This is a genomic window from Streptomyces sp. NPDC046900, from assembly GCF_040644975.1.
GTDB lineage: Bacteria > Actinomycetota > Actinomycetes > Streptomycetales > Streptomycetaceae > Streptomyces.
Genome location: NZ_JBEYXD010000017.1, coordinates 17,722 through 38,789 on the forward strand (window position 1 = coordinate 17,722; position 21,068 = coordinate 38,789).

Annotated in this window: 23 protein-coding genes and 2 pseudogenes; 5 read left to right on the top strand and 20 right to left on the bottom strand. The window is 70.1% G+C overall.

Going from position 1 to position 21,068, the window contains the following annotated elements; translation table 11 throughout:
• Positions 1 to 267: 267 nt before the first annotated feature.
• The 8 genes and pseudogenes from ABZ904_RS19040 to ABZ904_RS19075 form a co-directional block, all read right to left on the bottom strand.
• On the bottom strand, positions 268 to 942 hold the full coding sequence (locus tag ABZ904_RS19040; RefSeq protein WP_359406785.1) for an enoyl-CoA hydratase-related protein: 675 nt from the start codon (positions 940 to 942) through the stop codon (positions 268 to 270).
• 336 nt (positions 943 to 1,278) lie between these two features.
• On the bottom strand, positions 1,279 to 1,572 hold the full coding sequence (locus ABZ904_RS19045; protein ID WP_359406788.1) for a hypothetical protein: 294 nt from the start codon (positions 1,570 to 1,572) through the stop codon (positions 1,279 to 1,281).
• Positions 1,573 to 1,696: 124 nt separating this feature from the next.
• The gene (locus ABZ904_RS19050) at positions 1,697 to 1,867 is read right to left on the bottom strand and encodes a hypothetical protein (protein ID WP_359406791.1); all 171 of its coding nucleotides are present in this window, start codon (positions 1,865 to 1,867) and stop codon (positions 1,697 to 1,699) included.
• A 353-nt stretch (positions 1,868 to 2,220) separates the two neighbouring features.
• Positions 2,221 to 3,411: pseudogene (locus tag ABZ904_RS19055) on the bottom strand (IS110 family transposase).
• Positions 3,412 to 3,708: 297 nt separating this feature from the next.
• Positions 3,709 to 3,957, bottom strand: a complete 249-nt coding sequence (locus ABZ904_RS19060) for a hypothetical protein (RefSeq protein ID WP_359406794.1) — start codon at positions 3,955 to 3,957, stop codon at positions 3,709 to 3,711.
• 137 nt (positions 3,958 to 4,094) lie between these two features.
• Positions 4,095 to 4,241, bottom strand: coding sequence for a hypothetical protein (locus ABZ904_RS19065; protein ID WP_359406797.1), 147 nt, complete (start codon positions 4,239 to 4,241; stop codon positions 4,095 to 4,097).
• Between the two features lie 491 nt (positions 4,242 to 4,732).
• A complete protein-coding gene (locus ABZ904_RS19070) occupies positions 4,733 to 6,040 on the bottom strand; it encodes an MFS transporter (RefSeq protein WP_361824512.1) in 1,308 nt (435 codons plus the stop codon).
• Positions 6,037 to 6,693 carry a helix-turn-helix domain-containing protein gene (locus ABZ904_RS19075; protein ID WP_359406803.1) on the bottom strand — a complete coding sequence of 219 codons (657 nt, stop codon included), beginning with the start codon at positions 6,691 to 6,693 and terminating at the stop codon, positions 6,037 to 6,039. Before ABZ904_RS19075 ends, ABZ904_RS19070 begins: the two co-directional genes overlap by 4 nt.
• A gap of 414 nt (positions 6,694 to 7,107) precedes the next feature.
• Here ABZ904_RS19075 and ABZ904_RS19080 point away from each other — a divergent pair, with 414 nt between their 5' ends.
• Together ABZ904_RS19080 and ABZ904_RS19085 are read left to right on the top strand one after the other, a co-directional pair.
• Positions 7,108 to 7,740 carry a TetR/AcrR family transcriptional regulator gene (locus ABZ904_RS19080; protein ID WP_359406806.1) on the top strand — a complete coding sequence of 211 codons (633 nt, stop codon included), beginning with the start codon at positions 7,108 to 7,110 and terminating at the stop codon, positions 7,738 to 7,740.
• Positions 7,697 to 8,491, top strand: a complete 795-nt coding sequence (locus tag ABZ904_RS19085) for a maleylpyruvate isomerase family mycothiol-dependent enzyme (RefSeq protein ID WP_361824516.1) — start codon at positions 7,697 to 7,699, stop codon at positions 8,489 to 8,491. Before ABZ904_RS19080 ends, ABZ904_RS19085 begins: the two co-directional genes overlap by 44 nt.
• Before the next feature lie 37 nt (positions 8,492 to 8,528).
• On the opposite strand, the gene ABZ904_RS19090 is transcribed toward ABZ904_RS19085, so the two are convergent.
• From ABZ904_RS19090 to ABZ904_RS19115, 6 genes are all read right to left on the bottom strand, one after another.
• Entirely contained in the window at positions 8,529 to 9,974 is a 1,446-nt protein-coding gene (locus ABZ904_RS19090) for a hypothetical protein (RefSeq protein ID WP_361824518.1), read from the bottom strand.
• 116 nt (positions 9,975 to 10,090) lie between these two features.
• The gene (locus tag ABZ904_RS19095; protein WP_361824521.1) at positions 10,091 to 10,330 is read right to left on the bottom strand and encodes a hypothetical protein; all 240 of its coding nucleotides are present in this window, start codon (positions 10,328 to 10,330) and stop codon (positions 10,091 to 10,093) included.
• Entirely contained in the window at positions 10,321 to 11,721 is a 1,401-nt protein-coding gene (locus ABZ904_RS19100) for a glycosyltransferase 87 family protein (protein ID WP_361824524.1), read from the bottom strand. Before ABZ904_RS19100 ends, ABZ904_RS19095 begins: the two co-directional genes overlap by 10 nt.
• Positions 11,722 to 11,837: 116 nt before the next feature.
• The gene (locus ABZ904_RS19105; RefSeq protein ID WP_359406873.1) at positions 11,838 to 12,569 is read right to left on the bottom strand and encodes a class I SAM-dependent methyltransferase; all 732 of its coding nucleotides are present in this window, start codon (positions 12,567 to 12,569) and stop codon (positions 11,838 to 11,840) included.
• A 71-nt stretch (positions 12,570 to 12,640) separates the two neighbouring features.
• Complete coding sequence (locus ABZ904_RS19110) at positions 12,641 to 13,297, bottom strand: DUF2064 domain-containing protein (RefSeq protein ID WP_360996356.1); 657 nt, start codon at positions 13,295 to 13,297, stop codon at positions 12,641 to 12,643.
• Positions 13,294 to 14,022: a glycosyltransferase family 2 protein gene (locus tag ABZ904_RS19115; protein ID WP_359406821.1), complete on the bottom strand. Its 729-nt coding sequence runs from the start codon at positions 14,020 to 14,022 to the stop codon at positions 13,294 to 13,296. The genes ABZ904_RS19110 and ABZ904_RS19115 overlap by 4 nt, the downstream gene beginning before the upstream one ends.
• Before the next feature lie 113 nt (positions 14,023 to 14,135).
• Between ABZ904_RS19115 and ABZ904_RS19120 the strand changes: the two genes are divergently transcribed.
• Both ABZ904_RS19120 and ABZ904_RS19125 read left to right on the top strand, forming a co-directional pair.
• Entirely contained in the window at positions 14,136 to 14,858 is a 723-nt protein-coding gene (locus tag ABZ904_RS19120) for a response regulator transcription factor (protein ID WP_359406824.1), read from the top strand.
• Positions 14,848 to 15,960, top strand: a complete 1,113-nt coding sequence (locus tag ABZ904_RS19125; protein WP_359406827.1) for a HAMP domain-containing sensor histidine kinase — start codon at positions 14,848 to 14,850, stop codon at positions 15,958 to 15,960. Before ABZ904_RS19120 ends, ABZ904_RS19125 begins: the two co-directional genes overlap by 11 nt.
• A 115-nt stretch (positions 15,961 to 16,075) precedes the next feature.
• Here the strand turns inward: ABZ904_RS19125 and ABZ904_RS19130 are convergent.
• From ABZ904_RS19130 to ABZ904_RS19155, 6 genes and pseudogenes are all read right to left on the bottom strand, one after another.
• A pseudogene (locus ABZ904_RS19130) lies at positions 16,076 to 16,343 on the bottom strand (hypothetical protein); the annotation flags it as partial.
• A gap of 51 nt (positions 16,344 to 16,394) precedes the next feature.
• A complete protein-coding gene (locus tag ABZ904_RS19135; protein ID WP_361824529.1) occupies positions 16,395 to 16,799 on the bottom strand; it encodes a hypothetical protein in 405 nt (134 codons plus the stop codon).
• Positions 16,800 to 16,801: 2 nt separating this feature from the next.
• A complete protein-coding gene (locus ABZ904_RS19140) occupies positions 16,802 to 17,938 on the bottom strand; it encodes a molybdopterin-dependent oxidoreductase (RefSeq protein ID WP_361824532.1) in 1,137 nt (378 codons plus the stop codon).
• Positions 17,939 to 18,123: 185 nt separating this feature from the next.
• On the bottom strand, positions 18,124 to 18,333 hold the full coding sequence (locus ABZ904_RS19145) for a hypothetical protein (protein WP_360996362.1): 210 nt from the start codon (positions 18,331 to 18,333) through the stop codon (positions 18,124 to 18,126).
• 325 nt (positions 18,334 to 18,658) lie between these two features.
• Positions 18,659 to 19,684, bottom strand: coding sequence for a Ppx/GppA family phosphatase (locus ABZ904_RS19150; protein ID WP_359406839.1), 1,026 nt, complete (start codon positions 19,682 to 19,684; stop codon positions 18,659 to 18,661).
• A gap of 87 nt (positions 19,685 to 19,771) precedes the next feature.
• Positions 19,772 to 19,927, bottom strand: a complete 156-nt coding sequence (locus tag ABZ904_RS19155) for a DUF6131 family protein (RefSeq protein WP_359406876.1) — start codon at positions 19,925 to 19,927, stop codon at positions 19,772 to 19,774.
• Positions 19,928 to 20,469: 542 nt separating this feature from the next.
• Here ABZ904_RS19155 and ABZ904_RS19160 point away from each other — a divergent pair.
• Positions 20,470 to 21,033 carry an isochorismatase family cysteine hydrolase gene (locus tag ABZ904_RS19160; RefSeq protein ID WP_359406842.1) on the top strand — a complete coding sequence of 188 codons (564 nt, stop codon included), beginning with the start codon at positions 20,470 to 20,472 and terminating at the stop codon, positions 21,031 to 21,033.
• Positions 21,034 to 21,068: the final 35 nt, after the last annotated feature.

Here is a 21,068-nt window from a genome sequence, read left to right on the forward strand (position 1 = left end):
GTTCGGCCGGCTCTTCGCCGTCACCGCTCGTGCGGGACCCATGGGGCGACGTCCGGGCCGCCGTACCGGCGCTGCGTGCCGTCGGCGGCGATGCGAGCGTCGCCAGGGTGTCGGCGTACGGGCGGCGTGGGGCCCCGGACACCTGGGGCCGCGACGCCACGAGGGCCGCCGTGGATCAACCTCGTCCTTGCCGTTGCCGTTGCCGTCGCCGTCGACTACGACGTAGACCAACTGGTTGTCTGCGCGGCCGATCGTCTGCACGGCATGTCAGCCGAGCGGATCGGGCTTGCCACGCAGGGTGGCCAGGACCGACGCGTACATACGTGCCTTGATGGTGCCGAGGGTGTCGCCCGCCTTGCCGACCTGCGCCTCGGCGACCTTGACGGCCGTGGAACGCACGGCGTCCTCGTCCACCGCCCAGTCGACGATGCCGACCTCCTCGGCTTCCGACCCACCGTAGCGGCGGCCGGTGACCATAGCCTCGTGCGCGGTCTGCGGCGCCAGCCGGGAGCGGATCAGGGCGGACATGCCGGGCGTGAAGGGGATGTTGATGTCGGCCTCGGGCAGACACCAGAAGCCGCGGTCGGCGCGCATGGCACGGAAGTCGTGCGCGAGGGAGAACATCGCTCCGGCGGCGAAGGTGTGCCCCTGCAGGGCGGCCACGGTGATCACCGGCAGGGACAGCACGCGGGCGAAGAGGGCATGGACGGAGCTGCGGTAGCTCTCCTGCTGGTCGGCGTGGGCGCCCAGCCACTCCAGGTCCAGGCCGTTGGAGTAGAACTTGCCCGTCGCGGCGGTCACCAGGGCACGCGGCCCTTCTGCCTTCTCCACCTCGCTCAGGGCGGCGTCGACGGCAGCGATCCAGTCCGGGTGGAAGCGGTTCTCACCGTCGCCGAGATCGAGAACGAAGACGTTGTTGTCGTGGCGGTCAAGGGTAGGCATGTGCGCTCCTGGGGTTGTGCTGACCTCAGGTCCGGTCGGACCTCGCTGATTCAAGCCTGTCTGCCTCCGGCGCGGAATGGAATTACCGATTTGCCCCAATTGGTGTGACCGCAGCGGTCACACCCGAATCCGTCGATCAACTTGCACGTGCGGTGGTCCACTGGCCGCGCACGGTCGACGCCTGCCAACGGCGGCCGCCTTCGCCCGGCTGTGCCATGCCGGCGCGTCTCCATGGTCACGGGGTACGACATGCCGGCGCGTCTCTACGGTCACGCGGTACGAGGTCTGATTCGCACAGCCACCGCGGCGGCCCGGCTTGGAATCGTCGGCACACGATCATGCAGGCAATTCCGACAGTTCCGGCCACCGGCTCAATAGATCCACCACATCAGATGGACCAGCCCCCATCGGCCGAGCGCCAGGGAGCATCCCCGCCGCAAGCGACGCCCCCGATGCGTAGCGCCGCTTGAGTTCAGACAGCTCACCGGCATCGGGGGCCACACATCGTTCGAGCCACAGGAAGGTGAAGAATCCCAACCCGGTGATCAGACAGATGGCGAACCATACGCCGCGATTCTTCACCCGCATGTACCTGCGCGGCAGCGCATACGCCGCGGTCAGCACGGCCACGCCCGTGCCGGACGGGTTCGGCCTCGATGAGGACGAGGGCTAATGATCTATCGCGGCGAGGGTCGAGCATTCTCAGCGATTCCTAATGCCGTTTGTCAATCGGCCCGGGCAGCTTCAAGAGCGGTCAGGTGGGCGACGGAGACAGTGTCGTGGCGACGGACCGCTTGCGAAGTCCTTCCGCTAGGTGCGCCATTTCCACGAACGTGCCGACCAGGCCGCCTTCGCTCAGATCGGCGGCCGTCAGCCGGGCTTCGCCCAGTGCCAGGTGCCGCACCTCGCGCAGGGCTCGCAACACGGGGACGAGACTGGTCTCCTTGGTCGCCAGGCGAAGCCGAGTGGTCCCGTGCTCGACGAGCAGTGCCTGTCTGATCTCTTGGGGAGCTGGGCCAGCGCCCGTCTCGCACCACGCGTTGGGGCAAGCTTGGCATGGCCCTTCGATGCCCCAACGCAGCTGTCCCCGGTCAATGAACTGACCGAGGTCTCGCACCAGGACTCCACCACAGGCCCCGCATGGCGAGGTGGCTTTCACACCCTGGGTGGCGGTGATCATTGGTCTCTCCCCCCACTATCTCGGTCTGCCTGATCCTGCCGGAATCATTGGAGCCTGACGACTGCGTTGTCCGCGGATCAAGGTTCGGCAGCGGGGCGTCATGTGGCGAGTCGCTCCGGTGGCGCGGTCTGGTAGCACCGTCCATCGCAGAGAAGGGCCCACAGGACGTTGACGCGGCGCCGTGCGAGGGCGAGCACGGCCTGGGTGTGGCGCTTGCCCTCGGCTCGCTTGCGATCGTAAACCGGCGGGATTCCTCAGACCTCCGGATGCTGAACAGCGCGGAGGCGTAGAAGACCCGCTGGAGGCGACGGTTATACCGCTGCGGGCGTCGGAGGTTCCCGCTGATCTTGCCGGAGTCGCGCGGGACCGGTGTGACGCCGCCAAAGCCGGCGAGGCGGTCGGGGGTGCCGAAGACGGTCATGTCACCGCCGGTGGCGGCGAGGAACTCGGCACCGAGGATGATGCCCAGGCCGGGCATGCTGGTGATCACGTCGAAGGTGGGGTGGTCGCGAAACCGGGCCTCGATGGCTTTGTCGAGGTCGGCGACCTGCTGATTGAGGGCCATCACCTCGTTGGCCAGCGTGCGAACCATCTGTGCGGTCAGCTTCTCTCTGGGCAGGCCAGTGTGCTGGCGGTCTGCGGCCTCGACGGCCGTTTCGGCAAGTTGGTCGGCGCTGCGGACCTTGCGGTTGCGCAGCCAGGTCTCCAGCCGCTTGGCGCCGAGCCTGCGAATAGCGGTCGGGGTCTGGTAGCCGGTCAGAAGCACGAGCGGGCCGGTGTTGGTGAGGTCCAGCGCGCGCTCCAGGCCGGGGAAGATGCTGGTGAGCTGGGCGCGGAGGCGGTTGACGGTGCGGGTGCGGTCGGCGACCAGATCCATGCGGCGGCCGGTGAGGATCTTGAGGTCGATCACGGTCTCGCCGCCAGCGCGTATGGGGCGCAGGTCCCGTCGGACACGGGACCTGGTCGGCGATGACCGCGGCGTCCTTGGCGTCGGTCTTGCCCTCACCGCGGTAGCTCTCGGAAGCACGGTGGATGGCCCGGCCGGAGATGTAGTGGACGGGCTGATCGTGGTTGAGGAGGATCGCGATGGCCAGGGCGACTCCGCCGTCGGCCAGGTCGATTCCCCAGGTCACCGTGTCACCCAAGGCGAGGACGCTGGCGAAGAGTTCGAGCAGTTCGGTTTCGTCGTTGGCGACGCGTCGCGACAGCAGCCGACGGCCCCTCTCGTCGATTGCGACGCAGTGGTGGTGGGTTTTGCCTGCGTCGATGCTGGCCCAGATCGCGGCCAAGTTGTGCCTCCGTGCGGTGTGCTGCTGGTACCTCCCGACGGACGACCTCGCTGTCGATTCCCTACGGAGCGATCATTCGCGATTCCTAATTGGCAGCCGAGTCGTCGTGGGGCGTCGGGCGGCCAATCGATGCCAGCCACAAGCGGCAGAAGGTTGAAAGCCACACCCGACACCCCTGGGTGGGCCAACCATACGAAGGGCTCGCCCGGAGAAGAACGTAGGGAAGGTTGAGTGGCCGGACCGCCGCCTACCGCAGGCGGCGTCGCTCGGGTACGGGGCGGCCGCTCCGGTGCGCTACTAGCCCGTCTGGGGTTCGCCCAGTGCCAGTTCCGAGTCGCGCAGCCATGCCTGGCCGGCCGGGCTCCAGGCGACGCGGGAGCCGAGGGAGACCCAGACACCGAACTCACCGGGGGCCGGCTCGGTGTGCTGCTCGGTCCAGACGCTGTTCAGACAGAGCCGGACGCCGCAGCCTTTGAAATCGGACAGGCCCCGCCAGCCGCAGTCCCAGCTGACGTTCATGGTCAGTGGCCCGAGTGCGGAGACCATCCGGTCCAGTTCCCCTCGGTGCAGTCATCCTCGGGCTCGCTGTCCGGGCCACCGAAGGATCACGCACGACCTGGCCGACTGGAACGGCGCCCCTTGGCCCCAACTGAAGCTGGTAACGCCGACCTCAGTCCGGATCCTCAAAAACAGCCGTGCGCCCAGGTCCAGCAGTGAGTGAGCAGGACGTACGCCAGCCCCACCACCGTCACGACCGTCCACACCGCAATCACGAAGCACACCGACCACAGCCCCCACAGAAGCCACCGTACTTCCCTGCGTATGCGCATGACCTGATCATGACGGTTTGAAGGTGGTCAGCGGACCTATTCACCGACGTCCTCGGCGTCTACGGCGGTCGACGCCGGACGTGAGCGGCCCATCGACCGAGGCGCAGGGGCGGTTGGTCGACGTTGACAGTCCCCCTGATCGACCTGAGCCGCAGTTGAGGCATACGGCCCAAGCCCTCGCGGCAGACGTGAGTGTCCAACTGCGTGACAACGCCGGCGCATAGCCGCGAACAACCACGGACTTCTACGGACCGTCGCAGCAGGCGAGAGACATACCAGCGCGAGGTCAAACGCCCAGGAAGTTCGTTCGGGACGAAGAGGTCGTGGGTACAAATCCCGCCACCCCGACAGGTCAGAGGCCCATTCGCGTGATCGCGGATGGGCCTCTGACGTACTCAGGAGACCAGAGGAACGAGGCACTTTCCCTTGGGGGTCTCGTCGGTCCCCCCAACATCAAGATCAACCCGTGTTCTTCTTGATCTGACGCGAGGCTAGCTGGACGAGGATGCGGACGCCGATGCCGATGGCGCGTCGTGTGTTGACTCCGGCGGAGAGTCGGGCAACTCGCGGATGCGTGGGACCGGCGAAGGCAGCACCCAGACCAGGCACGTCACGGCCCCGGCTGTTGCGATCCACAGTGTCGGGCGTAGCCCGATGGCCGTGCCGAGCGCTCCTCCCGCGAGCGCGCCCAGTGGGCGCACGCCGTGAGTCAGGGTGCGGTAGGCGCCGTTGACGCGGGCGCGCAGGGCGTGGGGGATGAGGGCTGTCTGGAGTGATCCCAGCGAGATGTCGGCGATCGTCGCGCCCACGCACGAACCGAATTCGGCGAGGAAGAGGAGGCTGAGGACGATGGGGTCTGGGCCGTCCGCGAGTGGTACGAGCAGCAGCGGGACGGGGAAGGCCGCGAAACCGACGACGACGGCGGGCCCTATGCCGACGCGGCGCACGAGACGGCCAGTGAGGGACGCACCGATCAGCCCGCCGATCGCACCGATGCCGAGGACCAGCCCGAGCATGCCTGCGCTGAGGCCGAGTTCGGTGGTGGCGTAGAGCACGAAGAGCGTGTGAAAAATGAAATTGAAGAACTGGACCGTTGCGGATGCGGCGAACGTGGCGCGCATGACGCGCGAGCGGAGGATCCACCGCAGGCCTGCGGTGAAGTGTCCTGTCGCTGGTGGCACGGCCGACGGTTCGGCGGGGGTTATGCGGGCCAGGCAGTAGGCGGAGGCCAGATAGGTCACCGCGTCAGCGAGAAGCGCGAGCGGCGCGGTGAACAACTGGACGAGGAGACCGCCGGCACTGGGGCCCGCGACGAAGGACATGGCGCGACTGCCGTTGACGAGGGAGTTGCCCTCGATATACCGCTCGGCGGGGATGAGCGAGACGAACAGGATGGTGTTGCAGACGTCGAAGAGGACGGTCAGCGCACCGATCCCCAAGGCGATCGCGTAGAGCTGCGTGAAGGTGAGGGCGTCGAGGGCGTACGCGATGGGAACCGTCGCGATGAGCAGGGCCCGTGCGAGATCTGTGGCGATCATGACGCGGCGGCGGTGCGCTCTGCTGTCGGCCCAGGCACCCGCGGGAAGGGACAGGAGTAGGGCGGGCATGAGCTGGGCCGTGGCGAGCCAGCCCATCTGGGCGGTGTCGGCGTGGAGGGCGAGGACGGCGACGAGAGGGAGGGCGATCTGGGATATCTGGTCGCCGGCGAGGGAGATGCTCTGGCCGGTCCAGTAACGCCGGAAGGATCGTTTGCGCAGGAGGTCGGGGATGGTCGCGGATAAGCGGCCCGGCGCCGTCATCGCGGGCCACCCGTGCCGTCCGGAGCGATGGAAGCCTCTTGGTCGCTTGCGGGCCTCTGGGGCAAGGGAAATGCGGCACGGACGATTTGGACGAGCCGCGCGCCCTGGGGGCGGGCGGCCGGGTCGCTCTGCCGTTCCTCGTAGGGGTGCAGCAGCTGGTCGAGTTTATCGTCGAGGTCAATGAGCTCCTCTGCCGTCAGGTAGAGCACCTGGTCGCCGATGTGCTCGGCCTCCTGCCACTCGCGTGGCAGATCGTGGCGCTCTTCGATGGCGCGGGTCATCAGCTCGAAGTAGCGTTCGGCGACCGCAGTTTCCAGTGCCTTGCTGGCTTCTGCGACGGCAGGGTCGTCGGAGTAGTTGGGCCACTGAGTGAAGCGTGCGGTGGCCCGCCAGGGTTTCTCGCGGCCTTGGCCACCCGGTGCGACCTCGACCAGTCCGTACTTGGCGAGCATCCGCAGGTGGTACGAGCAACTGGCGACCGATTCGCCGGTCAGCTCGGCCGCGCGGGTCGCGGTGAAGGGGCCTTCGGTACGGAGCAAGCCGACAAGGCGCATGCGGGTCGGATGGGCGTAGGCGCGCAGAGCGCGGGGGTCGGTGAGCTGGGTTGTGCGGGCAGGGACTCCCGGGGACTCGTCCTTCTGACTGCTCGACATGTTGTAAAGGTATCTTTAGAAAGATTCCTTTACAAGGGGGTGCCGTTGCTGCTGCAGGACTTCACCACTGCCGATCCATGCCGCACCGACCTCGCCGGACTGGACCTGACGGGGGTTCTGTGGTCACCGGCCAGTGCCCTCGCTGTCGACAGCCTCCGGCTGGCGCCGACTTGAACCCCCAAACGGAAGCGGAAGCCCGAGCCGGGGCCGCGGGTTGAGGGGCCGACGGTTCGCCCCACCAGCCGCGCCGCCGAGGTCACTCCGGCGCACCGCCTGACGCCGCGCCGACGGGCGTGCGGCCCGCGCGGCCCCCTCCAACCTGGGCTGACTGAAGGGGTGTTGACTTCCCTATGGGCATTAGGTTTTCTTAATGGCATGAGGGACGACCGGAGGCTTCGGCGGCGCAATGAGACCGTGCAGGAGATCCTCGACACCGCGATCGAGGTCATGGCGGAAGAAGGCGTGGCCGCGCTGAGCATGGCCGAGGTCGCTCGGCGGGTGGGGGTGCGTCCGCCCTCGCTCTACCAGTACTTCCCGTCGAAGATGGCCATCTACGACGCTCTGTTCGAGCGAGGGATGCGTGAGTCGGTCGACATCCTGGAGCCGTACCGTGCCGGGCTCACCGAGGATCCGCGGGCCGCGATCACGGCGGGTCAACAGGCCGCTATCGCCTGGGCGATGGCCAATCCGGTGCTGGCCCAGCTGCTGTACTGGCGGCCGGTGCCCGGATTCGAACCGACCCCCCAGGCCTACGAGCCCGCAGTGCGGCAGCTGGAGCTTCTGCGGGCAGTGCTTCAGGCGGCCGTGCACGCCGGACAACTGGCCCCCGCGGCCGCCGGCGACGAAGGTATGGCCCTCTACACGGCCCTGATGTCCGGTGTGGTCAGCCAGCAGCTTGCCAATGAACCTTCTGCGCCGGTCGAAGAAGGCCGCTTCAGCCGACTCACGCAGACGGCAGTGGACATGTTCTTCCGCTTCTACGCCCCAGAGGAGGGCGAGTCCGTTGACTCAGACCTTTGTTCAGGCCGCGCGCCTGCCGCAGATTGATCGCGACCAGTCGGCCGTGATCGCCGAGGCCGAAGGCCGGGTGGCTCTGGAAGTGCTCGAAAAGCTCGGCGACGACGACTGGCGGCGTCCCACCGACTGCGTGGAATGGGACATACGCACGCTGGTCTCCCATCTCGTCGCCCAGTGCGAGGACAACATCAGTCTGCGTACGATGCTGCGCCGGGAGATCACGGGAAGGCGGCGCCACCGCGGCAAGGGCCCGGTGGACGCCCATATGGCCGCGCAAATCGCGGACCACACTGCGGTACCGGGGCCGATACTGGTCGCGCAGTTCATGCGGCTGTGGCCCCGTGCCGTACAGGCCCGCCGAAGCCGTCCCGGCCTGATGCGGCTCGCCAAGGTCGACACCGGCATGCCCGCGGCGCCATGGATATCCGTCGGCTACCTGCTCGACACCATCTACAACCGCGACCTGTGGATGCACCGCATCGACCTGGCGCGGGCAACGGGACAGACCGTCACCGTGGGCGACCACGACGGGCAGATCGTCGAGCAGGTCGTCCGCGACCTGGCCCTGACGTGGCGCGAGGCACCCATCGCGCTGGAGCTCACCGGACCTGCCGGCGGTTCGTGGCTGATCGGCTCGGGCGAGCCGGTGGCGGTCGTCCGGGCGGACGCCCTGGCGTACATGCGCGCCCTGGCCGGTCGTGACCCCGAAGTGCCGCTGGAACTGGTGTCCGGAGCCGAGTCCGCCCTCGCAGCCGCCCAACGGGCCAGAATCATGTTCTGACGTCCGGGTTCCGCGGGTGCTGCCCTTGCCGAAAGCCTCATCCGCCCTGCTGGGAGCCGGGGCGGCCGTCCACCCCCGCCTCCCATTTGCGCCGCAGCAGCACATAGTCGCTGAAAAGGTGCCTGCTCCGGTCGAGCAGTTCGCCCACCTCGGGGTCCCCACGCCGCATACCGGCCTGCGGATGCCAGCGCTGCACGGACTGTCCGGCCCAGGTACGCAGCTTGTCGTCCTGGTCCTCCAGCAGGCCGACCGCTGCTCGTAGCGCCACGATTCCGCCCTGCGCATCAAGGAGCCGGAATGCGGCAACCCGGACGTGGCGAGGCCACTTGGGCCCGGTGCGTTCCAGCAGCCCGTCCGAGGCCAGTTCCTTCGCCGACGGCAGCAGGGCGAGGACAGTCTCACGCACGACCCCGGCGGCCGGGTCGTCGAGCAGCGGTCGCAACCGTTCCGCACTCCCGACATCCAGCGTGCGCAGCCCGGTCACCGCCCGGGCCCGCACCGCCGGGGCAGGGTGCACCAGCAGCGGCCACAGGAGGTGGGCATCCGCGCGGTTTCCGCACTCGGCCAGCCCGATGACCGCACCGGGCGGTAGTTCGGGATCGTCGGATACCGCACACCGCAGCCGGTACCAGGCAGCGGGATCGCCCCCATGCTGTCGCACGACGTACCGGGCACAGGCGCGCACCAGTGCGGATCGGTCGCTCAGAAACGCCTCGGCCGGCTCAGGCCGCCCCGCTCGCCGCAGCGCGGTGACGCCGGCCGAACGGGTACGCGGGTTGCGCGCGGTCAGCAGCGGCGCGAGCACCTCGTCGTCGGCGTCTCCCTCCGGTACGGCAGCGAGCGCCGCCGTGGCGCACAGGTCCTGAACGACGCTGTCCTCATCCCGCGCCGCCGCGCGGGCCAGTTGGGTGGGCCGTAGGAGCTGGTGCTCGATGGCCAGCCGGTAGGCGAACCGTCGCACCCTGCGGTCGCGGTCGGAGAAGAGGGCGGCGACCCGCCCACGAGGGTGCCGGCCGAGGACTTCCTCAAGGAGATCGACGCAGAAGGCACCTTTGTCGCGGCGACCCACGCGAAGGATCAACGACGCCAGGTCGACAGCGGCGTCGGGTTCGTCGTCCAGTGCCTCCCGCAGTACCTGGCGGGCACGTTCGCGCACAGGTTCGACCCAGTCTGCGCAGCGGATCACGATCAGCGGCAGCAGGCTGGGGTAGTGCGCCACCCCGTACAGCGCCCTCTCGCGGATGCGCCCGTCACGGTGGCAGAGCGCGAGCGCGAGCCGCGACTCGCCCAGCTGCGACAGATCGACGGGCAGCGGCGCGGCGCGCTCCGGCATCAAGTCCGAGCGGAAGCAGGACACTTCTCGGACTCCCGCGTCCAACGCGAGCCATTCGGCAGGGTCGGTGACGACCAGCGCAATCGGCAGTGGCGCACCGCCCGCGAGCCGCGCTGCCATCGCTGTCCCGTCTTTGACGTTCTCGTGCATGGCCCGCCCCGTTCCGCCCAGTCGTAGCAGGCGATCGTAGGGTGCAGGGTGCGCACAGGTCGCGCGAGATTTTGCGCAGGCCGCTCAGGGAGCGCCGAACACCGCTCCCGTGATGATCAGCCATGGTGAAACGGTGCACCCACTCGGCGTTGTTCACCCCTGAGGTTGGCCGAGTCGATGACGCGCGCCGAATGGACGTGATCGGTCGAGAGGTCCGCGCTACTGAGCCTCGGGGCGAGCAGCGCCCGGTGGTCGAGGATGTGGTTGCCCCACAGCACCACCGAGCTGGAGGGGCCGGGCGGCGCGTCATGCGGCCGAAACTGATGGCAGGCGTCCGCGATCTGGGTCAGGTGCACGGCAGGTACCTGACCCGGCGCCGGTCCAGAAGGTTCCGTGCCGGGGCGGCGCGCAGACAGGCCCCGAGCGCGACACAGATCGCGGCCGTGCCGTACGCCCATGCCTGGAGGGGGAAGCCGGCCAGCAGTGGGCCGCCGAGGTAGAGGACGGTGCCGGCGAGGGTGACGGCCAGCCACTCCCAGCGGCCGTCGAGCGCGACCAGTCCGACGACGAGCAGTGAGTACCAAGGATAGTTGGGCGAGACCAGCAGCAGAGCGGTGCCGGTCAGCAACAGGGGGCCGCGCCAGGGGCGGGCCGGGTCGCCGCACCACCACACATACAGGGCCGTCAGTGCGAGCAGCACGCTGACGGTCACCCCCGCGGCGGCGTCCGGGAGCAGCAACCGCAGCAGGGCGAAGCGGTGCACGTCTCCGGGTTCGTAGCCCTCCTCCTGGAGGTAGCTCGGCAGGTAGCCCAGGACGCCCGCGCCGGAGGCGATGACGTAGGGCAGGTAGGCGAGCACGACGGCGGCGAGCGCGGCCGACACCACGCGCACCACGCGCGACGGGCTGCGCTCACCGGACAGAGCCCCCGGCAACGCCAGAACGGGCAGCAGTTTCACGGCGATCGCCGCGCCGAGGAGTGCGCCGCGGCGGGCCCCTGCGGTGGTGGTGCCGAGGGCGAGCACGGTCAGTAGGACACCGAGGGTGTCGATGTGCGCGTTGTTGACCGCTTCGAAGGGGACCGCCGGACACCACCCCCACAGGGCGGCGCGGGCCGGGGCCCGGCATGGGTCGCCGCGTCGGCGCAGAACGGCGAGGAGGGCGAGGGTGGTGCCGAACGCCAGGACCGCACCGCCTACTTGGAGAGGCTTGTGGCGACTGTCCGATGGTGAGAGAACGTGGACGCCGAAGAACCAGCCCTCGGCGACGGGCGGGTAAATGGTCGGGACGGTGGGGCGGTTGATGCGGACGCACAGGCCGCTGTCCGTACGGGTCAGTCCCCAGGCCCGGCAGGAACCCTCGGTGGGGAACAGCCAGTCGTCGCGCAGCCGGGCGAGTGCGGGCGCGGCGGGCGGATGGGCGTACGGGGAGATCCCGGCGGCCTGGACGCGGCCGTCCCAGGCGTAGCGGTACATGTCATTGCTGGTGCGGGGTGGCGCCGCGAGCGCGGCCATCGCCACGGCGGCCGTCCCGACCAGGACCAGTACGGTCGCCGCGCGCGCAGGGGCCTTGCGTACGGCCCACACGGAGGCGGCGAACAACGTCCAGGCGATGGCGTATCCGGCCAGCACGCGGCCGGCGTTGCTCTGGTTGTCGCCTGCGCGAACGGTGTCGAAGACGACGGCGGTGAGCGCGGCGATCAGCACCGCGGTGGCGATGGTGCGGATACGGGCCGTTGTGCGGTTCACGGGTGCTGCGGGCTGACGGGACTTCGGCTTTGGGGACTGATGGTGTGGGGCGGTTGTGTCGCTCATGGGTGTTGGGGCCTTCCGTCGGCCGTGGGGTGCTTGTCGCGATGTCCGGGCTACGGGCGGTGCAGTTCCACGAACGGGCGGCCCTCGGCCGTCCATCGGCCCGCCTGGATCCACCCCGTGGCGTCGGCGGCAGTCATCAGGGCGTCGGTGCCGACACGGGCCCAGGGGAAGGGGCCGCCGTACCGGCCGTGGTCGTCCTCGACCCGGACGGTGAGGCGCTCGTCCACGTCGTGCGGCGCGGCCTCCGCCAGCAGGCGCCCGCCGGGCGCGACCACGGTGCGAAGCCGGGTGAGGAGGCCGCCCGGGTCGCCGCCGATGCCGACGTTGCCGTCCATCAACAGGACGGTGCTCCAGCGGCCTTCCCCCGGCAGGCGATCGAAGACGGACCGGCGCACGGCGGCACCCCCGCCCTGTCGGGTCCGGGCCACCGCGGCCGGGCTGACGTCCACGCCGAGCGCCCGCACGCCTCGGGCGGCAAGGGCCGTCACCAGGCGTCCCGGTCCGCAGCCGACGTCGAGAACGGGGCCGGTGCAACGGTGCAGGACGTGCGTGTCGGCGGCGTCGGGTGCAGCGCACCAGCGCTCGACTTCCAGGGGCAGCAACTCCCCCTCCTCTACGGCGCCGTCCGGACGGGCCGGTGCCGGTAGGCGGCGCAAGAAGAGCGGGCCGCGGCCGGTGCGCAAGGCGGCGGCATAGGGGTCGTCCGTCCACGGCTCGCCCGGCTCCGCTGGACCTGGCCGATCGGCTGTTTGCGTACGCCTGTTGAGCTGGGCGGGCCACACCACCGCGGGTTGCGGACGCCGTGGGGCCGCAGTCCGCGTCGTCCGCTCGGTGAGGACAGGGTCCGGGCCGCTCACCGACCGTCCTCCGCAAGCGAGTTCAGCGTGTCGGCGAAGCGCGAGCCGGGCGGGCAGCAGGCAGCGACCGCGACGGCGTCGGCGGCTGTGTCCACATCGCACAGCACCGGCAGATCGCCGACTCTCAGCCCCGCCTGGACGAGTCGGCTACGCTGCGTCGCCCCGGTGCGGTCGGTGGACATCGGCACGCCCCGTACGAGGGCCGCGGCCCTCCCCGGGTCGGCGAAACCCAGCGCCCAGAACCCGCCGTCCGCGGCCGGACCGAACCAGGCGTCATGGCCGTCGCGTCCGGCAACCGCGAGAAGATCCACGGTCAGTTGGGGTGTGTCCATGCCGACCAGGAGGGCTGGTCCTCGGTCGCAGTGGGCGAAGGCGGCCGCGATCCGTTCGTCCAGGCCGCCGGCCTTCTGGGGCACGATGTCGAAGCCGGGCGGCAGCCAGGGACCGGGGGCACCGTCGAGGACGAGGACACGCCGCCGGGCGGGGGCCTGAAGCACCGTGTGCAGGGTGTCGGCGAGGGCGGCCTTCGCGAGAGCGGCCGCCTCCTTGGGCGTATAGGGCGGAGTGAGCCGCGTCTTGACCCGCCCCGGGACCGGTTCCTTGGCGATGACCAGGAGAGTGGCCGACCCGGCGGCCGAGTGCCGGGCGCTCATCGTCCGGTTCCCCAGGTGGTCGCCGCGGACACCGGGGCGGCGGTGGGCCGTTCGTCGAGGACGGCCCGCATGTCCCGTACCGCGTGCCAGGTTCCGCGCCAGGTGCCGGTGACCTTCGAGCGGCCCGTGCGCGGCCGGTAGGGCACATCCGTCTCCGCCACCCGCCAGCCGGAGTAGGCGGCGCGGACCACCATCTGCAGCGGGTAGCCGGAGCGCCGGTCGGTCAGGTCCAGGGCGAGCAAAGGCCCACGGCGGGCGGCACGCATGGGGCCGAGGTCGTGCAGCCGCAGTCCGGTGCGCCGCCGGATCAGGCGGGCCAGCTCCAGGTTGGCCACGCGGGCGTGCAGCGGCCAGGCGCGGCGCGTGACGGGCCTGCGGCGGCCCAGTACCAGGTCGGCGGAGCCGTCGAGGACGGGCCCCGCGACGGTGGGCAGCAGCCCGGGGTCGAGGGAGGCGTCGCAGTCGCAGAAGCAGACGACGTCGGCCGTGGCGGCCGTCAGGCCCGCGTGGCAGGCGGCCCCGAAGCCGCGGCGCTGCTCCTGGACCACATGCGCCCCGAGGGACCGGGCGATCTCCGCGGAGCCGTCGGTGGAGCCGTTGTCGACGACGATCGCGCGCCAGCCCGGCGGGATGCGGTCCAGCACCCACGGCAGGGCCTCGGCCTCGTCGAGGCAGGGAAGCACCACGTCCACGGAAGCGGGCGAAGAGGGGGATGTCTCGATCACCCCACTCACCCTACGGGGACAAAACTGACAAAAGGGATTTGGTGATCTTACGGATCGCTGACGTCCGCGGCCGCGCCCGCCGACTGTCGGGAGCCGGTGCGAGACTCGATGGCGTGAAACGCGTACTCGTCGTGGACGACGACCCCACCGTCTCCGAGGTCGTCGCCGGCTATCTGGGCCGGTCGGGCTTCACCGTCGACGTGGCCGCCGACGGACCCGCCGCCGTGGCCCGCGCCGCCGCCCAGCCACCCGACCTGGTGGTGCTGGACCTGATGCTTCCCGGCATGGACGGGCTTGAGGTCTGTCGCCGCATCCGCGGAAACAGCCCGATCCCTGTGATCATGCTGACGGCGCGCGGCGACGAGGAGGACCGCATCCTCGGCTTGGAGGTCGGGGCGGACGACTACGTCACCAAGCCCTTCAGCCCCCGTGAACTCGTCCTCAGGGTGGAGTCGGTGCTGCGTCGTACGGGAGCGCCGGCCGCCGCACAGACCGCCCCGCCCGGATCCTGGCTGCGCGCCGGCCCTCTCGCCCTGGACCCCAACGCCCGCCGCGTCACCCGCCACGGCACCGAACTCTCCCTGACCATCCGGGAGTTCGACCTGCTGGAGTACTTTCTGCGAAACCCCGGGCGGGCGACGAGCCGCGAGGAGCTGATGCGCCGGGTGTGGGGCTGGGAGTTCGGCGACCTGTCGACCGTCACCGTCCACGTGCGGCGCCTGCGGGAGAAAGTCGAGGACGACCCGGCACACCCCCGCCTGATCAGCACCGTGTGGGGCGTGGGCTACCGCTTCGACCCTCCCCTGGCAGGCGACGGAGCCGACGATGCTGCATGACACCCTCCTGATCGCGGCCTACGCGGCCATCGGCGCCGCGGGTGCGGGCCTGCTCGGCACGGGCGTCCTGCGGCTGCTGCGCAACCGCTCGGTCACGCTGTCCCTGGCAGTGGTGGCCGCCGTCACCGTCGCTGCGATGCTCGCCGGAACCATGCTGGTGTCATGGGCCATGCTCCTGTCCGACCACGACCTGTGGGTCGTGACGATGGTGTGCTCCATCGCGGCGGTCGTCTCGCTCGGGGTGGCGTTCACGCTCGGCCGCGGCGTCGTCCGCGGCAGCCGAGCCCTGGCCGAGGCCACCCGTGCCCTCGGCGACGACGGCAGTTTCGTCCCGCCCGCCGCCGCACCCACCGCCGAACTCGCCGAACTGGGCCGCGAACTCGCCGCCACCAGCGTGAAGCTCGCCGCATCCCGGGAGAGGGAGAGGGCCCTGGAGGACTCCCGGCGCGAACTGGTCGCCTGGATCTCCCACGACCTGCGCACCCCGCTCGCCGGACTGCAGGCCATGACCGAGGCCCTGGAGGACGGCATGGTCGACGACCCGAGCGTCTACCACGCCCGAATCCGCGCCGAGGTCGGGCGCATGAGCGGCATGGTCGGCGACCTCTTCGAACTGTCCCGCATCCAGGCCGGAGTCCTCGCCCTGAACACCACCCGCATGTCGGTCTACGACCTGGTCGGCGACGCGCTCGCGGGCGCCGACGCACTGGCCAGGGAGCACGGCGTACGGGTCATCGGCGACGGGGTCGAGCCCGTCCCGGTCGAAGTCGACGGCCGCGAGATGTCCCGCGTCCTGGCCAACCTGCTCGTCAACGCGATCCACCGCACGCCCACCGACGGCACGGTCGCGGTCTCCGCCCACCGGGAGGCGAACAGCGTCGTCGTGTCGGTCACCGACGGCTGCGGCGGCATCCCCCCGGAGGACCTGCCCCGCGTCTTCGACACCGGCTGGCGCGGCACCGACGCACGAACCCCACCGGCCGGAGCAGGTCTGGGCCTGGCGATCGTGCGCGGGATCGTAGAGGCCCACCAGGGGCGCGCGGCGGTGAGCAACGTCCCCGGCGGCTGCCGCTTCGAGGTCCGCTTGCCCGCCGCGGTCTGAGAAGCCCGCCGACAGAAGGACCGGCCCTGTTCGAGAAACAGGACCGGTCCTTCCGCTTTCGTCGCGGCCGACGGCCGGTCGGCGGCGGACGTCTGTCGGCCTGCAGTCGGGTTGTCGCGAACTCCGTCATGCCCTCGACGAAGAACGACCTGCGGCCTCCAGCCCGGTTCGTCGCACAGCCCGCGCGGGGGTGCGGTGATGTGGCGGACATCGCCGAGCCGGCACTCCCCCGTGACGATCATCCCAGGGCCCGTACACGTTGTGAGCGTGCCCACCCGCCCGCCGATGGCGCGCACCCCTGCGGAGGCGAGGAGTTCCTGCGCGAGCCTGGTGGCGGCGTGGACGTTGCGCGGATCGAACGAGGCGTCCTCGGCCACCAGGCCGTGGGCGAACCCCTCGTAGCACGAGCCCAGGAGCCGGAAGGCGGACGGGACCTACATAGGTGGCCGCCGACGGCTGCGGCGGATGGCTCGTACGGCCGGCAGGAGGGCCGTGACGGTCGCCACCGCCGCCAGCGTGAGCAGCCAGTTGCGCGGGTAGTCCAGCGGCAGAACCGAGGAGTTGGCCGGCTTCGCCGGGCGCAGCAGCACCGGCAGGGCGACCGCCGTGAGGGCGCCCGCGACCAGCAGTGCCCCGCGCACCGGCCCGCGCACACCGCCGCGGACCAGCACCCACCCGATGAGCAGCACCAGCGGTGCGATCAGCGCGTCGTGCAGCACCACCGCCCCGCCGAGCCAGACCAGGACACCCGTCAGGTCGGGCACGTCCAGCAGCAGGGAGGCGCCGACGCCCATCAGCGTCAGACCGACCGCACCTGTGAGCAGTCTCGTCACGCTCATCCTCATGACAGCACCTCCAGTCGGCCGACCCACTTGGTCTGCAGCACGCCGGGCCGGTTCGGGGCGATCAGACGCACCGGGTAGCCGTGGTCCGGGGAGAGTTCCTCGCCGTTGAGGCGCAGCGCGAGCAGGGTCAGCGGGTCATGGGCGTGCTCGTGTCCCATCTCGGAGAGGCGGTATCCGCCTCGCGTCTGCAGGGACACCACGCGTACGCGGGCGTGCGGCGGGGCGCCGGCAAGCTCCAGGAGGTCCATGACGCGCACGCCCGTCCAGTGCGCCGACTTGCTCCACCCCTCCACGCAGGCGATCGGCAACTCCACCTCGCGCTGCGGCAGGCCCCGCAGCTCGTCCAGGGTCAGCGTGAAGGGCCGCGGCCCGGCGACCGTCAGGCGGTAGCGCTCGGCCGGAATCATCCCGACTCCGGCCGCGGCGGCGGTCCGGTTGACCGGCAGGCCCTGCGGGCCGTGGTCGGGATGACGGGGCGCGAGCAGGTCGAGGCCCTTCAGAGGAGTGAAGGACTGGCCGACCGTGGTCACGGTGACCGCGCCGACCGCCGCTGCGACCCCGGCAAGCAGCGAGCGCCGGTCGGGCCCGTCCTCTTCGGGCAGGGCCAGGGTGCCCGAAGAGCGCCGGCTCCAGTGGGCCCGGATCTCGGGGGCCTTGACCGCGATGTGCAGCAGGAGCGCTCCGGCCACCAGCCAGGCCACCGCGTAGTGCACCGGTCCGAAGGAGAACGGCCACGGATACCACTGGGCGGTGTTCAGCAGGCCGGTGGCCACTTCGAAGACCGCCGCTGCCACCAGCACGGCCACCGACAGCCGCTCCAGGGCGTGCCGCACCGACTGCACCGGCGGCCAGGCGAACAGTCGCGGGTACACCGTCCACAACTTCGCCAGCAGCAGCGGAATCGCCGCGATACCCGATGCGACGTGGAGCCCCTGCGTGAACCGGTAGCCCCACACCGGGCGGCTCGGCGGATCACCGGCCGGCCAACCGGGCGGATGCTGCAGCACATGGCTGATCAGACCGGTGACGAAGCACACCGCGAAGGCGAGGCCGAGCCACCGCCCGATCGAGGTCGCCGTGCGGGCGTCGTGCAACCTGCCCCTGAACACCAGCGGAAACAAGCGGGATCTCATGCCTCCCATCACAGCCGCCACGCGACGGCCGCGGAACGCCCGAGCCCCTTACGGAACAGGGACATCCACGTCGTGGCGTGACCTGCCGTAGCACTGGAGCGCGCCTTGATCCGGAACCAGAGCCATCTCCTTTACGCGCTGCACGAGTTCGAGAAGCGAGACAGGACCACCAGGCCTTGTCGCGGTCAGGGACGCGGGCCTTTCACGGCTTCGAGCGGGACGCCGTGCCTGCTCAGATAGGCCCGTATGCGCCTGTCCCAGAGGTAGCCGCTGAGAAACACCGCGAGGCCGACGGCGAGGCCACCGGTGAAGATGACGATCTGTCCGTTGCCGTTGAGGAAGGTCCGGATGGTCACCGCGGCCCCCAGGACCGCCGGCAGGACCCCCCAGATCATCCGTACCCGCGCTTGACTGAAGTCGGATCGGATCTCGACTTGTAGTGCCGGTGTCATCGGGGGCGGGCCGCGCGGACCCTCGTTTGCCCACCGCTTCATATGTCCCCCCTGTCAGTGATGGCGGGGGGACAGTACACCGGGCCGTGTGGCGGAACTCCTCGCACGTACGATCCGTCACTCGATCTTCGGTGAGGAGCGCTCAATCTTCGCCGTCAGGTCAGCCGACAGGGCCCGACGCCGGGGGTGGGTGTGGGGGGTGAGGTCGGGCACCCGGACCGCCCGGAAGGGACCGCCTGCCTTCGTGTCGCGCGGGAGCCGCCCGGTTTCAGGGTGCAGGCGACGACGCGGCCGCGCGCAGTGGGAGAGGCCTGACCGTGGTTGCGCCGAGGCGGCTGACGCCGTCGAGCCGCTCGATGTCGGTCCACCAGTCGGCCCCGTCCTCCAAGTAGCGCAGGAGGATGCCCTCACGCAGGGCCCAGGGGCAGATCGCGAGGGTCTTCACCCTGCTCAGTTTCATCGCGGTATGGGCGACGATGGCCCCTGCCAGGCTCTGCCGGGCCCGGGGTGCGGAGATGCCGGGCAGTCGGGACCGCTCGGTCGCGGACAGAGTCGCCAACCGCTCGATCGCGAGGCGCAGATCTCTTCGGTGCAGGACCCGTTCGGCGAACGGGCCGTGACGCCCCGGCAGGGCGCCGCACAACCGCGCCAGCTGCTGGAACATCCGCGATGTGGCGACGACGGTGTGGGGCTGTTCCCAGCGGATCCTGGTGGTGGCGTCGCGCAGCTGATGACGGACCGCGCGGCGCAGGGCACGCACCTCATCCGGCGAAGGTGGGTCCTGGCAGGCGAAGAACTCGTTGGTCAGACGGTTGGCGCCGAGCGGCAGGGAGGCCACGAATTCCGGCATCCGGCCACGGCCGAAGGCCACTTCCAGGGAGCCGCCGCCGATGTCGAAGAGGGCCAGCGGGCCCGAGCGCCAGCCCATCCAGCGCCGGACACTCAAGAAGGTGAGCTCGGCCTCCACCTCGCCCGGCAGCACGCACAGCGCAAGCCCGGTCTGGGTGCGCACCGCCCGCAGGACGTCCGCCCGGTCGGGTGCGTTGCGCACCACGGCCGTGGCGAACGCCAACGGTTCCGGCGCGCCCCAGCGCCGGGCCGTCTCGGCCGCCCCGTTCAGCGCCGTCACGAGCTGCGCTGTGGCTGATTCCCCGAAGCGGCCGTCAGTTCCGACCGCTTCGGACAAGCGGAGCCTCCATTTCGCGGTGTGCACCGGCAGCGGCACACCGTCTTTCACGTCGGTCACCACCAGCCGGACGGTTTTTGATCCCGCGTCCACCACGCTCAGTCTCATGGGCGCGTCCCTACCCCACATGGGACAGGCAATGCACACACCGGCACCATGCGGTCACGGTCAGCCGATCGGGCCGACTCGCACCATCTACCAGTAATGCCGACGCCCGCCCACTGCGTGCCCGACGGCGCCCAGGACCCAGAGCACGAGGCCGATGACCACCAAGATGCAACCGATGGTCCAAAGGATCGAGAGTCCCGTGAGGAGACCGATGATCAGCAAAATGATCCCGAGAATAATCACGCTGTCCTCCGTTTTGCCCTTCCAGAAGGTGATCGACTCGGCCGTCGAGACCCCGTTCCCGGGGTCTTTGAATGCGCATACACCGCGTACCCCGTACACCCGGATTACACCGCCGTTACTCCGACAGGATGACCGGAACGCGAGACCGTACAGGCGCGCGAGCGCGGCACCGGCGCCTCGCTCGATCGACGCGGTGCCCAACGAGGACGCCACGGTCAGGGGACCCTGCTCCGTCCCTGAGACCGGAGGCGCCCGGCCCGGGATCCGACGTCGACGGCAGCAGGTGGTTCCGGGGAATCCGTCCCGGGTACTCGAGTCGTTCCGACGAGCAAGGCGTTGACCGGAGCTTTCGTCCCTGGCCGGCATACGGCTGGGCGCTGACGTACAGAACAGGGATCCGGAACCGTGGAGCCTGCGTCGGCCGGCGCGTCCGTGACCGCGCCGGCTTCCGTGCTCCGACCCCCTGGGGCTGAGCCTTGTGACCGGGTCCGGTGTCCTGACCGGTTGCGCGACTGACGGCACAAGCGGTGGACGGAGTGCACATGCCCGGAGAGCAGAGGGGCCGCGCGCTCATCGTGATCGACATGATCAACACGTACGATCACGAGGACGCCGAACTGCTCGTGCCCTCCGCCGAGCGCGTCGTCCCCGTGCTGGCGGACCTGATCGGCCGGGCCCGCGAGGCCGATGCACCGGTGATCTACGCGAACGACAACTTCGGGCGGTGGCGCTCCCACCACGGAGAACTCGTGGACACCGCGCTGGCCCGCCCGCACGCCGACCTGATCGAGCCGATCAAGCCCGACGACGACTCCCTCTTCGTGGTGAAGGCGCGCCATTCCATCTTCTTCGAGACCCCCATGTCGTACCTCCTGTGGCAACTGGAGGTAGGACATGTGGTGCTGTGCGGACAGGTCACCGAACAGTGCATCCTCTACTCGGCCCTGGACGCCCATATCCGCCACCTGGAGGTCACGGTGCCGAAGGACGCCGTCGCCTCCATCCATCCCCACCTGGAGGCAGCGGCCCTGGAGATGATGGAGCGCAACATGGGTGCCCGGATCATCACGGCGCAGGAGGTCGACTTCACCCCGCCGACCGACTGACGCAGGCGGGTGACCGGTCACCGGTCGCGGATCGG

What these genes read in the sequence shown, in the direction of transcription:
- ABZ904_RS19040 (WP_359406785.1), bottom strand. Translation starts at nt 942, where the DNA reads ATGCCTACCCTTGACCGCCACGACAACAACGTCTTCGTTCTCGATCTC.
- ABZ904_RS19060 (WP_359406794.1), bottom strand. Translation starts at nt 3,957, where the DNA reads ATGGTCTCCGCACTCGGGCCACTGACCATGAACGTCAGCTGGGACTGC.
- ABZ904_RS19065 (WP_359406797.1), bottom strand. Translation starts at nt 4,241, where the DNA reads ATGCGCATACGCAGGGAAGTACGGTGGCTTCTGTGGGGGCTGTGGTCG.
- ABZ904_RS19070 (WP_361824512.1), bottom strand. Translation starts at nt 6,040, where the DNA reads ATGACGGCGCCGGGCCGCTTATCCGCGACCATCCCCGACCTCCTGCGC.
- ABZ904_RS19075 (WP_359406803.1), bottom strand. Translation starts at nt 6,693, where the DNA reads ATGTCGAGCAGTCAGAAGGACGAGTCCCCGGGAGTCCCTGCCCGCACA.
- ABZ904_RS19090 (WP_361824518.1), bottom strand. Translation starts at nt 9,974, where the DNA reads ATGCACGAGAACGTCAAAGACGGGACAGCGATGGCAGCGCGGCTCGCG.
- ABZ904_RS19110 (WP_360996356.1), bottom strand. Translation starts at nt 13,297, where the DNA reads ATGAGCGCCCGGCACTCGGCCGCCGGGTCGGCCACTCTCCTGGTCATC.
- ABZ904_RS19125 (WP_359406827.1), top strand. Translation starts at nt 14,848, where the DNA reads ATGCTGCATGACACCCTCCTGATCGCGGCCTACGCGGCCATCGGCGCC.
- ABZ904_RS19135 (WP_361824529.1), bottom strand. Translation starts at nt 16,799, where the DNA reads ATGAGCGTGACGAGACTGCTCACAGGTGCGGTCGGTCTGACGCTGATG.
- ABZ904_RS19140 (WP_361824532.1), bottom strand. Translation starts at nt 17,938, where the DNA reads ATGAGATCCCGCTTGTTTCCGCTGGTGTTCAGGGGCAGGTTGCACGAC.
- ABZ904_RS19145 (WP_360996362.1), bottom strand. Translation starts at nt 18,333, where the DNA reads ATGATCTGGGGGGTCCTGCCGGCGGTCCTGGGGGCCGCGGTGACCATC.
- ABZ904_RS19150 (WP_359406839.1), bottom strand. Translation starts at nt 19,684, where the DNA reads ATGAGACTGAGCGTGGTGGACGCGGGATCAAAAACCGTCCGGCTGGTG.
- ABZ904_RS19160 (WP_359406842.1), top strand. Translation starts at nt 20,470, where the DNA reads ATGCCCGGAGAGCAGAGGGGCCGCGCGCTCATCGTGATCGACATGATC.